The sequence below is a fragment of the Candidatus Marithrix sp. Canyon 246 genome, assembly GCF_001723685.1.
In the GTDB taxonomy this organism is placed as follows: Bacteria; Pseudomonadota; Gammaproteobacteria; order Beggiatoales; family Beggiatoaceae; genus Marithrix.
In genome coordinates this window covers 314,355-327,178 of record NZ_MCBX01000038.1, presented here as the reverse complement: position 1 = coordinate 327,178, position 12,824 = coordinate 314,355, and the positions used below count along the sequence as shown (strand labels likewise).

Genomic DNA, 12,824 nt, shown 5'->3' with positions numbered 1-12,824 from the left:
AGATGTGTATAAGAGACAGGAGCGATAGCGAAACCCACCATTGTTATAAATTTAAACGATTTGGTGGGTTTCGCTATCGCTCTACCCACCCTACATATATTTTTTGTATTTCAATTATTTAAATACTTATGTATAACTATGAGTGTTGGAACGTGGATGAGTCTGTTAATGGAATTATTTGATGTGTTTTTTTATGTTCCATTAGTCGTTTTTCCCAACTGGTTTCTATCAGGCTTATCATTTCATTTTGAAATCTAGCTTTGGAGAAGTATTTGGCATGTTCATGAATTTTCTTGGGTATAAATACTTGTTGTTCAAAACGTTGAACTGCCTCAATTATAGATTCTTCTGTTTGTTCTGAAAAAAATAATCCAGTTTCTCCATCTTTCACAGTCTCCGTAGCTCCGCCTTTGCCAAAAGCTATAACTGGTGTGCCACAAGATTGTGCTTCTACTGGTGTTATGCCAAAATCTTCTTCTGCGGCAAATACAACACATTTCAATTTATTACGCTTACTGGAACAAAACTCAAATATAAACCAAAGAGCCATAGCAAAAGAACTGCAAATAAGCTTAGGCAAAGCCAACTACTGCTTAATAAAATTGATAAATGATGGTTACATAAAAACCACAAAAACAGGCAAGAACAAATTCTTATACATATACACACTAACATTCAAAGGAATACAAACCAAAGCCAAGCTGACAGTACAATTTTTGAAAAGTAAGATCGAGAGGTCTAAACAATTGCAGGCGGAAATTGAAGAATTGAATCAAGAAGTTCAGCGATTAATTACAAAGACCTGACAGGTCTATACTGTTAAATCCACTTTTCAGGTGCAAAATTTGATACAATGCATGTTCACTATTTAAGCAAATACCATAATGAAATTAAAGCAAATAACCATAAATAATTTCAAAACCTTTGATGACTTTAAAATAGAAGGCTTAACGCAAATTAACTTAATTTCTGGAAAAAACAATATCGGAAAAACCACATTCCTAGAATCTTGTTATATAAATTTCGTTAGCCATGATATTGAACATTATATTAGTTCATTTATAAAACGAGGCAGCTTAAAATTTTCTGATTTTAGAAATAACAAAAAATTAGAGAAAATTTGTATTAATTCAAATCTTAATAAAACGGCTGTTAATGTTGAGACTGATTCTATCATTATAGAAGTAAACGGAATCAGTAAAATTTATCCTCATTATGAAATGCCAAAATTGATGGGGAATAGAACTGTTGATAACAACAACATCAACTTTATACCTTCTTTTCCTATCAATAATGATTTATTATCATATCTATTTTCAAAAATTCAAATAGCCAGAAAGAAAGATTTACTGAATAAATCCTTAGCTGAAAATTTTGATGAAAACATAGTAGAATTTGACTTCATTTTGGGTGAACCGAAATTATTTGTGTTAAATAGAGAAGAAGCTTGGGTACCTTTATCTGAATTTGGAGAAGGTATCAAGAGATTTATCAGCATAATTTGTGCTATTTGGGCTTCCCAAGATGGTGCTTGTTTTATTGACGAAATTGAAGACGGAATTCATTATCTTCACTATAAAAAGTTATGGAAAATTATATTTAATACTGCTAAAGAAGCTAACTGTCAAATCTTTGCCTCTACCCATTCAAAAGAAATGATAGAAAATTATTATCAAGAAGCCAAAAACTTAGAGATGAAAGATATATCATTTACAACTTTGGTTAGAGACAAAAAAAACCATATAAAAGCTATCAACTATGATTTTGACTGGTTCATCCATGAAATGTCTCAAAATCATGAGGTGAGATTATAAATCAGATTTATAAAATTGGATATCCAAATGAACCGTACAATTATGAACATCCTAATTTTAACGAGTTGAAGGAAAAGCTTAAAAAATTATATGTAAGACAGCAGACATAATAAGAAAACAAGGAATGCTCTGGAGTTCAAAGCGCAGCTTTGTTCTTCTATAGTACAACTAATTTAGAAATAAACTAATTTAATTACAAAGACCTGACAGGTTTTAAAAATCTGTCAGGTCTAGCAGCATAATCAAGTCTATAAAATAACACAACTTTTCCCTCAAACCTGAATATTTTTCAAAAACTGCCGTTAATGTAAAAGCTCGTAGGGTGTATAAGCGAAGCGTCATACACCCTACATAAATATGTTTTTATATCAATGATACATATAATTTTTGTAGGGAAAATCCTTTGTGGTTGCCCTTAAAATTGCATTACCCCCACCTCATCAAGTCTATAAAATAAAACAACTTTTCCCTAAAAACTGAATATTTTTCAAAAACTGCCGTTAATGTAACTAATAAAGAGTTGCAGACTAAAAATCACATTGAAAATATTAACAGTATTCGGCACACGCCCTGAAGCCATCAAAATGGCACCAGTAATTAAAGCACTAGATTCTGAAACAAACATTGAGTCAAAAGTTTGTGTTACTGCTCAACATCGTCAAATGTTGGATCAAGTTTTAGACTTATTTGCTATTAAGCCGGCTTATGATTTAAACATCATGCAAGCTAGGCAGGATTTAACAGACATTACTTGTTCAGTATTAGCTGGTTTAAAAAATATTATCAATGATTTTAAACCTGATAGAATTTTAGTGCATGGTGATACAACAACTACATTTGTAGCAACACTAGCAGCCTATTATCAACGCATTCCTGTTGGGCATGTAGAAGCAGGTTTACGAACAGGCAATATTTACGCGCCTTTCCCAGAGGAAATTAACCGTAAACTGACAGCAAGTATAGCCGATTTAAATTTTGCACCCACAGACAAAGCTAAACAAAATTTATTAGCTGAGGGTGTCAAAGAAGATGATATTTATATTACTGGCAATACCGTTATTGACGCTTTATTAGAAACAGTTGACAAATCTTCATCAAATATTAAATTTCCTTTTTTATCTAAAGATAAAAAAATAATTTTAGTTACAGGGCATAGAAGAGAAAATTTTGGTAGTGGCTTTGAAAACATATGTCATGCACTAAAACTACTAGCACAACGAAAAGACTTACAAATAGTTTACCCAGTTCATCTAAATCCAAATGTTAGGGAACCTGTATTAAGAATATAAGGTTTCAATAACACGCTAAGACAGCGTGAATAGCACTATCTGGCAATCATGTGGGGGCTATTTGGCATTTTATTTCTATATATCATAAAACATTATGTATAACATAATTTATTATATATAACTATCCACAGAGGACTACCATATTTGTTAATCCTGCCGAATTAAATTTTGTATCCCCCTGAATTTAATAATTATAAACTAACTATTTGAAACATATATTATATATAATGTTGTTAGGTGTTAATTAATTTGATTTATTATCTGTATAATTTTGAAATATTTTGAAACAAAAGTTTATTTTTATGGTAAGTAGTTACAAATCAAAAACTTTACAAGACTTATTAAAAGTATTATCGGGAAATATTGTAGCTCAAGGAATCGGATTTTTAACTATTATTCTTATTTCAAGAGACCTTGGTCCTGAGCAGTATGGAATATTCTCATTGCTTTTATCAATATTTACTATTGCAGTTCAAGTTTCAGATTTTGGAGTATCTACATCCTATGTAAAGTATGTAAGTGAAAATTTAGTTAAAGCAAAAGATATATTTGTTACTGTAGTACTCAGTAAGGTTATATTGTCTTTTTTAATTACAACAGTTCTGTTTTTTACATCTGATTTTATTTCTCTATACTTTTTTGAAATTTCTATATATTCACAATTAATACAACTTATTGCCTTCTCTATATTTTTTCATGCTTTTTTTGGAGTGATAGTAAGTCATTTTCAAGCCATCCAAAATTTCAAAGTTTTTGCATGGCTTAATATTGTCCATCATACTCTTAAGCTTTTAAGTGTGGTATTGATTGCAGTACTTTTTGAAAATGAAAAACATTTAGAATATTTTATATTGTCATATAGCTATGCTGTAGCATTGTTACTTTTTTTGATATTGCTAACAAATATTAAGTGTCTTACACAAATAAAAATTTTTAATTTTTATTACTTTATAGAGATATATAAACTTGGTTTTTGGGTGTTTTTATCTTCCTTAGCGACAATTGTTATCATGAGATTAGATATTATTATGTTACAAAAAATGAGTACTTCCGAAGAAGTAGGATACTATAGTGTTGCTATGAATATTGCTATGATTTTTCCTCTTATTACAGCATCATTAGTAACAACTTTACTACCCAAAATGGATCAGTTTTTAAAAGAAAGAAGTGTTAAAGAATACATTTTTAGAATACTTTCAAAAGCCAAATATGTTATTGGTATTTTGATTGTATTAGAAATAATGTCACCATTTGTTATTAAAGGCTTATTTGGAGATGAATATATACAAAGTATTTCAGTATTTCAAATACTTCTTGTAGCCTTTACATTTGGAGTGATTATAAATCCTATTTCGCTTATTATGTACTCTCTAAATAAAGTTTATCTTTTGACACTTATGAATTGGATACAGTTGCCACTAAATTATTTTGGAAATATATTTTTAATACCTTTGTGGCAAGCAGACGGTGCAGCTATTAGTACAATATTATTAAAAATAATAGGTGTAATTTATATTATTACATTTTTACTAAGGTTTAAAAATGATAAATAGATTAAAAAAATATCTATTAAAAAGAAGATTAGGAATAAGCAAGAAAAATATTGATATAACAGCGAATTCTACATTTGGGAATTATGAAAATATAATTTGGCATGACAATATTTATATAGATCCTATGGCTTATATATGGGCAGTTGGTGGCTTAGAAATTTGTGAAAATGTCATTATTGGTCCTAGGGTGACAATCCATACATCAAACCATAGATATGAAGATGCAACAATGCTTCCTTATGATGGCTATAGTTATAAAAAAAAGGTAACAATTGAAAAAAATGTTTGGATAGGTGATGGCACTTTCATAGTTCCAGGTGTAACAATAGGTGAAGGAAGCATTGTTGCTATGGGAAGTGTAGTGACAAAAGATGTACCTAAATACTCTTTAGTTGGAGGAAATCCAGCTAGAGTTATAAAAGAACGAAACATAAAAAAATATAAAGAGCTTGATAAAAAAGAGAGGCATTATATGAAACTAAGAAAATAAAGTAGAATGGAAATTTATATGAGTAAAAAGATAGTTATTTCAGGATGGTATGGATCTGGTAATATAGGAGATGAAGCAATTTTACAGGCAATGATAGATACATTTGAAGAAGAATTTCCAAATTGTGTTATCACAGCTTTGTCGTATAACCCTAAATACACAAAAAATACACAAAAAATAAATGCTGTAAGACAAGTGCCATCTAGTAAAAAAGGTTGGATTCGTTCAATTATCACTTTAGATATTTTTAAGACTATTAAAACAATTAAGAATTGTGACTTGTTTGTAATGGGAGGGGGAGGATTTTTATCTGATTGGCAACCAGAAGTTCCCAAGAGTTGGCTAAAACAGATGAAAATAGCAAAATTCTTTGGCAAAGATACTTGGCTTTATGGAATAGGAGCAGGACCTTTTTTGAGTGATGAAGGAAAAAAAACCACAAGGTATTATATAAATAATTATGTAGACCAAATTACTGTAAGAGATAAAGAATCGTATCGGCAGTTGGTAGAAAATGTGGGGATAAATAAGCCAGTTAAAATTGAAATAGATCCTGTTGCTAAAATGAAAGTAGAAAAATATTTTGACAAAAATCAAGTAAGTGACAAATCAATTAGTCTTATTTTTACTGAATATTTCAAAAGTAAATATTTTGATGTAACACACCATCAAAAATGGGATTTACTTTTTGATGCATTTTGTTCGCAAATTAAGGCCGTCATTGAAAATGGATTTACCCCAAAATTAGTTTTTTTTCAAAAAAATATTGAAGAGGATTTGGCAAACAAATTTTTAAATATTTTTGGTAAAAAAATACAAATTGAGTTTCCAAGTGATTATAAAGAAGCTATTAAGGTCTTAAATAAGTCTAACGCAATTATTAGTTTCAGGCTTCATGGTAATATTTTAGCTTATGCTCTGAATAAACCGATTTTACCAATCATATATCATCATAAAACAGCTGGATTTTTAGAACATATAGATTATCCATATAAGAATTTAATTCTTGAAATTGGAGATGGCCAAAATTGGAAAGATGTAGCCATCAATCAAAATGATTGGTATAAAAAAACAAAACAGTTTTTGGAGATGATGGATTGAAAATAGCATTTCTTACAGAATATACAGAAATGGGAGGAGGAGAATCAAATCTTATTAATCTTGCTCAAGAACTAAATAAAACAGAAGATGTGACTATTTTTTGTAGTGGTAAAGTTAAAGAAGAGGCACAAAAAATAGATATAAAAACTATAGATTTTACATCTTCTAAAAGATGGGTAAAGTTTTTCCCATTAATAGGTATAAATTCAAGATTGAAAGATCTGCTTGGAGAGTTCGATATAGTTCATGCATATTCAGTAAATGTACTGCCACTTTTGATAGGACTTGATAGAAAGATAGTATGGACAACACATGGATATTGGGAAAAGCCATTTGGTTTACGGGCTAGAGTTATCAACTTATTAGTTGATAAAGTTATTGCAGTTTCTACTGATGTTGAGAAAATTTGTGAATTTCCAAACAATAAACTTACTAAAATTTTTCTAGGTGTTAAACTTAATAATTCTAAAGTTACTCCAAATCAATGGAAACATAATATAATTAGGATTGTATCAATAGGAAGATTTCAAAAAATTAAGGGGCAGGATATTTTAGTTAAAGCAGCTAAAATTCTAACAGAAAAAAATCCCAACTTAGAGCTTAAAATTATTTTTGTCGGTGATGTAAATGGTAATAACCCAGAAAATATTCAATTTAAAGAGCTTGTGGTTAATTTAGCTAAAATATATGAAAACAATAGATTACAGTTTGAATTTGCAGGGTTTAAGAATGATGTCTCTAATTATATTGATGCTGCAAACTTCATAGTAATACCTTCTCGTTATGAATCATTTAGTATGGTTGCTATTGAAGGATTATCACGAGGCCGCCCAATATTAGCACCTAACATAGGCGGTCCAATAGATATTGTAACAAAAGAAGTTGGTTTTTTTTATGCCGTGGGGGAGGCATTGGCGATGGCTGAAGCAATGAATTGCTTAATTAATAATTGCAATAAATATAGTGATAAAAATTGTATAGAAAGAGCAAAATTATTTTCTATTGAAAAACAATGTGATGCACATATTGATGTATATCAGGAATTATTAAGTGACTAAATTAAAAATATTGATAGTAACACCTAACTATCCTTTTCCTGAGAATAAAGACGGTGTTAATAAGATTATTGTTAACCTAATAGCTGAAAATCGCTATTATAAGGCAGATGTTCTGTGTATAAATGGGAATGAATTTCATAATGAAACCCCTCCTAAAGGACAAAAAATTACTTCAATAAATCATACACAAAAAAAGCTATCATTTGTCAGTTTTATTTATAGATGGTTATTTTTGGAGTTACCATTTTCAGTGACTAAATACTATGCTGATTTACCTTTGCTTGCGAAGATCATTGAAGAAAAATCAAAACAATACAATGTAATCCATCTAGCAACACCAGCTTTAGCTTTGTTATCAAAGTATTTATCACATGAAACTATAAAAAAATGTATATTGTTTCCTATCGACTCCATAAGTCTTTTTTGGGAACGTCGTTACAAATATGAGTTTAATCTTCTAAAAAAACCAATATATAATTATGAATTATTAAAAGCTATAAAATTTGAGAAAAAAAATTATAGCGCATATAAATGTATTGTCTTTGTATCACCTATTGATGTAAAGCAATGTAGGTCATTATCTATACCAAATACAACTATAGAGGCTATTCCTAATGGGGTTGATATAGATTACTTTTACTTTTCAAAAAAAGAACCAGAAAATTTTTCTATGGTATTTACTGGTAATTTGGACTATGCACCAAATAAAGATGCAGCCTTTTTTTTAGTTAATGATATTATGCCTGAAATTTTAAAAATTATTCCACAAGCAAAAATTTATTTGGTTGGTGGCGGTGTTTCTGAAAAATTATATAAATTTCATGATGGAAAACATATTATCATTACTGGTTTTGTAGATGATTTACGTGTGTACCTTGAAAAAGCACAATTATATGTATCACCACTACGATTTGGTAGTGGGATTAAAAATAAGATACTAGAAGCCCTATCTATGGGGAAAATAGTGGTGGGATCTAAAGTTAGTTTTGAAGGAATCGAAGTGCAACATGGAAATAACTGTTTTTTAGCAAATATAGATTCAGGAAAAAAGTTTGCCACCTCTATTGTTCATATAATGCTCAACAATATTGATAATAATATTCAATATAACGCTCATGAATTAGTTAAAATGAAATATTCATGGGAAGCAATTAGGAAGTTATATGGAAAATTGTACAGTACGTATGAGTAGTCATATCAAGTTATCAGAACGCCTATTTTTTATTTTCCTGTCCTTATTTATTTTTACGTTACCGACTGTTCTTGTGTATAAAATTGGAGGTGAAAATGGGGTATCTATTGCATATTTGTTTTTAATGTTGATGGTTTTTTTATTTATTCCATCTATTATTCAAAAATTTTTTAAAAAAAAATTTACTTATTCATCTATTTTTCTCGTATTATGGTTTTTTTGGATTGTTATTACTGCTTTTATTAATGGTGGTATTGAACCAATTTACTTATTATCAGTCATTGTAATAATTTCTTCTTTTTTGTTTGCTCTTAATGGGCGTATTGGAGAATATTTCTTTATAAAACTTTTAAGTCTCTCAATGGTATTATCTTTAATAGGAGTGATTCTATTTTATGCCAAAATACCTCTTATAGATTTTTCTATAGCTGGTAATGATCAATATTTTTCAATTGGTCATGAAGGTTATTTTAGAGCAATGTCTTTATTTACAAACCCTAATGCTTTTGGCTATTATTTAATATTTTCAATACCTGTATTAATAAGTTTAAGGAAAAATATAGGAAAATTATATTTTTATTTTAATTTGCTATTGTTTCTTTTTGCTCTTTTATTGACCACTTCTAGATCATCAATTGCTTCTATTGTTATGCTAATTCCTATCTATATAATTCTATATTTTACAAAAAATTGCCAAATAAGAAAGGTTTTTTTAAACACTGTATTTTTCTTTTTGTTATTTTGTTTCTTTTTAATTTTATTGTTTTTACCAAATTTAGAGGAAACTAATGTAAGGTTCATAAAATGGCAGTCTGTTTTTAATTTTTATTATGTTAATTGGGAATATATTTTTACCGGCGCTCCATTTGGAATTAATTTATTTTACATGGGAGAATCTTTTAGTGATAACATGTTTCTCTATATTTTTATTAAAAATGGTTTGATAGGTTTGTTGTTTTTTTTACTGGTTCTATGGTTTGTTATGATCAAAGCAATACGTGTGTTAATTAAATCAAAAAAATATTGCAATTATGAAATTGGTTGTTCATATTTCATGGTATTAACCTTAATACCATTGTTTTTTTCAAATTTTCTGCTTTTTTTTCCCATATCTGTATTATTTGGCATTGCTTCAGGTGTAGTTATTAGAGCGCGGGAATTAAATATTATTAATAGCTTGCAACAAAATGAATATTCTACAAATAACTCTACGCGCTGATTATGGCGGTGGACCAGAACACGTCTATCAGTTATTAAAACACCATAACAGTAATACCAATTTTTATGTAGCTTGTCCAAAAGAGGAACCCTATTGGAAACGTTATGGCTCTTTTGTTCAAACAGAAATTTGTGAATTGCCTCATAGACAGTTTACTTTTTCTGCCTTATTCAAATTAATTAAATATATTAGGCAGCATCAAATTAATCTTATTCATACACAGGGAATGGGTGCTGGCGTTTATGGTCGTTTAGCCAGTTTTTTCACAAAAGTGCCGTGCATACATACGCCACATGGTATTCATGTTCTTCAATATGGAAGAATCAAAAAAATAGTTTATAAAATCTATGAAAATCTCACTGCTTATTCGGTGAAGCATATTTGTTTTGTTTCCAATTCAGAAAAACAACAAGCAAAAGAAATAGGTTTATGGAGCAAAATTCCTAACAGTGTCATTCCCAATGGTGTAGAAATTGTTGTCACCAAACAACGCTTAGCTTGGCATAATCAAATAAGAGCAAAATTAGAAATTTCTGAACAACAGCTGGTAGTTGCCATGTTAAGCCGCTTTGACTACCCCAAAAATATGCAAGAGGCATATCACATTGCGAAACAATGTCCAGAGTTTATATTTATTTGGATAGGAGATGGTGAAGATAAAAGTCTTTTAGAGCAACAAGCTAAATCAGAAAATGTGAATAACATAATATTTATTGGTTTTACTCAACAGCCAAAACATTATCTTGCAGCAAGTGATTTATATTTAAGTACTTCTAGGTGGGAAGGTATGCCTTTAGGTGTTTTAGAAGCCATGTCTTTGGGATTGCCAGTGGTGGCTAGTAATGTAAGAGGTAACTCTGATGTGGTGTTTAATGCTGAAACAGGATTTCGTTATCCTTTAGGGGAAATATCAATGGCAAAGACTTATTTAAAGAAAATTATGCAGGATAAAGAATTTCATCAAAGATTATCTAAAAAATCTATTGAAATACAACAAGAAATGTTTTCAGTACAAAATATGGCAAAGCAAATTGTAGGTGTATATAAGGGAATACTCAATGATTAATCGTTCACTAAAAACCATCATAACAGTACCATTTCAAAAACAACATTGGGTAGCATTTTATAACATGTATCACAATTACGAAAATTTTTATTGCAATTTTCGTAGATATGTGATAGGGGGGGGTAAGTATCCCTATGAATGCAAAATAAAAACACCCATTAGTTTAATTGTTCCCACTCTTTATAGCCATCATGACTTATTGACAGTTAATGAAATATTTTGCAGATTGGATTATTTTGCGAACACTGATATTAAAGTGGTTGTTGATGTAGGTTCAAACATTGGCATTAGTGCTTTATATTTTTTAAGCAGAAATAAACAAGCAAAATGTTATTTATTTGAACCTGATCCTAATAATATTCCCAAATTGCATCATAATTTATCAGATTATAAAGCGCGATATGAATTACATGAAAATGCAGTATCCGATGAAAATGCAGAAGTTAAATTTGGAATTGAAAGCACCGGGCGTTATGGCGGAATAGATGTGAAAACTGGCAATTACATATCTGTAACTTGCTTAGATATTAATGAAGCACTTGAAGATCTTCTCTCAAAAGAAAAACAAATTGACATCCTGAAGCTTGATATAGAGGGCGCAGAATTAAAAACAGTAGCGGCTATAAAACCGTCTTTTCTGAAAAGAATCAAACATATCTATATTGAGGCAGAACCTGAAATAGCATTACATAGGGAATTGTTTGAAGGTGTTCAATATGGGAACGTCTATCAGATGACAAATAAATATTTGTGAACAAAGGATAAGTGCCGGGTTTTAGACCTGACAGGTTTTTAAAACCTGTCAGGTCTGTCGTGTACCTTACTATTCCTTGTACTATATATATAAGTATCTATAACTACAAGGATTGCATATAAACAGGGATTATATAACAATATACATTACTACTATCCTTGCTTATATGCAATCCCTGTAGTTTTTAATTGAAAATTACCTTGTCATTCCGACAAAGATCCCTCCTATTGTCGGGATGACAAAAGCGCAAATTATGAAGATTCGTTGTACTATATATAAGCATCAATTTGCAAAATTTGATACAATAAATACTGACTGTTTAAACATAAATAATTTTGAGGATATAAAATGTATGCCGTTGAATTTGATGCAACTATAACAAATGGAATATTATCTATTCCTGAAAAATATCAAGAATTACGAAACCAAAAAACCGCTAGATGTATAATAATGTATAACCATCCTACAAGTTATAACATGAGTAGAGATGAAGTAAATGAAAGAATGGATAGTGTAGATATGATATTTGATAAATTTCAAATAGATTTTTCTAATTATAAATTTGATAGAAATGAAGCCAATGCTAGATAAAATTTTTATAGATACCAATGTATTACTATACCTTCTATCAAATGATTTAGAAAAAAGTCTATTGCTAAAGAAATATTAAAAAGTAACCATCACATTAGCATTCAAGTATTAAATGAGTTCTCAAATGTTAGCTTGAAAAAGTTTCAACTATCTCTTGATGATACTAGAGAAGCTATCAAAAAAATATCTGAGAAGACAATTGTATTTGCTTTTAATGAAAATACAATTCTTTCTGCATTGGATTTAAAAGAGATTTACAAATATCAGTTTTATGACTGTTTAATCATAGCTACAGCTTTAGAAAACAATTGTACTATTTTGTATAGTGAAGACATGCAACACAATCAACTTATAGAAAATAAGTTGACCATTATAAATCCATTTATGAAAAACATAAGTGCGGTTACAAACTGAAGCACAACCTGTAATACCATTACATAGGGAATTGTTTGATGATGTTCAATATGGGAGCGTCTATCAGATGACAAATAAATATTTGTGAACTTTAGACCTGACAGGTTTTTAAAACCTGTCAGGTCTGTCGTGTACATTTAAATCATATACATTACTACTATCCTTGCTTATATGCAATCCCTGTAGTTTTTAATTTTTATAATTCGTTTATCCACGTAATTCGCTGTACTTATTACTCAATAATAACTACAGTTTTGATTTTTTGACCTTTGTTTGTAGATGT

The 12,824-nt window shown here is 29.5% G+C and carries 14 protein-coding genes; 13 read left to right on the top strand and 1 reads right to left on the bottom strand.

All coding sequences use genetic code 11. The annotated features are described in order from the left end of the window. Positions 1 to 136: 136 nt before the first annotated feature. Positions 137 to 550, bottom strand: a complete 414-nt coding sequence (locus tag BHU68_RS14255) for a glycosyltransferase (RefSeq protein ID WP_083235055.1) — start codon at positions 548 to 550, stop codon at positions 137 to 139. Here BHU68_RS14255 and BHU68_RS18450 point away from each other — a divergent pair. The 13 genes from BHU68_RS18450 to BHU68_RS14190 all read left to right on the top strand — a co-directional run bounded on the left by BHU68_RS18450 (position 462) and on the right by BHU68_RS14190 (position 12,541). Continuing rightward, positions 462 to 806 carry a MarR family EPS-associated transcriptional regulator gene (locus BHU68_RS18450; RefSeq protein WP_069473739.1) on the top strand — a complete coding sequence of 115 codons (345 nt, stop codon included), beginning with the start codon at positions 462 to 464 and terminating at the stop codon, positions 804 to 806. The two genes, BHU68_RS14255 and BHU68_RS18450, sit on opposite strands and share 89 nt — an antisense overlap. 78 nt (positions 807 to 884) lie before the next feature. Continuing rightward, positions 885 to 1,814, top strand: coding sequence for an AAA family ATPase (locus BHU68_RS14245; RefSeq protein WP_069472601.1), 930 nt, complete (start codon positions 885 to 887; stop codon positions 1,812 to 1,814). Positions 1,815 to 2,353: 539 nt separating this feature from the next. Beyond that, positions 2,354 to 3,103 (top strand): non-hydrolyzing UDP-N-acetylglucosamine 2-epimerase, encoded by a 750-nt coding sequence (gene wecB / locus BHU68_RS14240; protein WP_069472602.1) that lies wholly within the window; start codon positions 2,354 to 2,356, stop codon positions 3,101 to 3,103. Positions 3,104 to 3,384: 281 nt separating this feature from the next. Beyond that, positions 3,385 to 4,656, top strand: a complete 1,272-nt coding sequence (locus tag BHU68_RS14235) for a flippase (RefSeq protein ID WP_069472899.1) — start codon at positions 3,385 to 3,387, stop codon at positions 4,654 to 4,656. Continuing rightward, complete coding sequence (locus tag BHU68_RS14230; protein ID WP_069472604.1) at positions 4,646 to 5,146, top strand: acyltransferase; 501 nt, start codon at positions 4,646 to 4,648, stop codon at positions 5,144 to 5,146. Before BHU68_RS14235 ends, BHU68_RS14230 begins: the two co-directional genes overlap by 11 nt. An 18-nt stretch (positions 5,147 to 5,164) precedes the next feature. Next, positions 5,165 to 6,247 carry a polysaccharide pyruvyl transferase family protein gene (locus tag BHU68_RS14225; protein ID WP_069472605.1) on the top strand — a complete coding sequence of 361 codons (1,083 nt, stop codon included), beginning with the start codon at positions 5,165 to 5,167 and terminating at the stop codon, positions 6,245 to 6,247. Then, positions 6,244 to 7,305: a glycosyltransferase family 4 protein gene (locus tag BHU68_RS14220; protein WP_069472606.1), complete on the top strand. Its 1,062-nt coding sequence runs from the start codon at positions 6,244 to 6,246 to the stop codon at positions 7,303 to 7,305. The genes BHU68_RS14225 and BHU68_RS14220 overlap by 4 nt, the downstream gene beginning before the upstream one ends. Beyond that, positions 7,298 to 8,497: a glycosyltransferase family 4 protein gene (locus BHU68_RS14215; protein ID WP_069472607.1), complete on the top strand. Its 1,200-nt coding sequence runs from the start codon at positions 7,298 to 7,300 to the stop codon at positions 8,495 to 8,497. The genes BHU68_RS14220 and BHU68_RS14215 overlap by 8 nt, the downstream gene beginning before the upstream one ends. After that, positions 8,469 to 9,716: a hypothetical protein gene (locus tag BHU68_RS14210; protein WP_069472608.1), complete on the top strand. Its 1,248-nt coding sequence runs from the start codon at positions 8,469 to 8,471 to the stop codon at positions 9,714 to 9,716. Before BHU68_RS14215 ends, BHU68_RS14210 begins: the two co-directional genes overlap by 29 nt. Continuing rightward, positions 9,685 to 10,782, top strand: coding sequence for a glycosyltransferase (locus BHU68_RS14205; protein ID WP_069472609.1), 1,098 nt, complete (start codon positions 9,685 to 9,687; stop codon positions 10,780 to 10,782). The genes BHU68_RS14210 and BHU68_RS14205 overlap by 32 nt, the downstream gene beginning before the upstream one ends. After that, positions 10,775 to 11,536 (top strand): FkbM family methyltransferase, encoded by a 762-nt coding sequence (locus tag BHU68_RS14200; protein WP_069472610.1) that lies wholly within the window; start codon positions 10,775 to 10,777, stop codon positions 11,534 to 11,536. Before BHU68_RS14205 ends, BHU68_RS14200 begins: the two co-directional genes overlap by 8 nt. Positions 11,537 to 11,884: 348 nt before the next feature. Next, positions 11,885 to 12,127, top strand: coding sequence for a hypothetical protein (locus tag BHU68_RS14195; protein WP_069472611.1), 243 nt, complete (start codon positions 11,885 to 11,887; stop codon positions 12,125 to 12,127). A gap of 60 nt (positions 12,128 to 12,187) precedes the next feature. After that, the gene (locus BHU68_RS14190) at positions 12,188 to 12,541 is read left to right on the top strand and encodes a PIN domain-containing protein (RefSeq protein ID WP_216092909.1); all 354 of its coding nucleotides are present in this window, start codon (positions 12,188 to 12,190) and stop codon (positions 12,539 to 12,541) included. Positions 12,542 to 12,824: the final 283 nt, after the last annotated feature.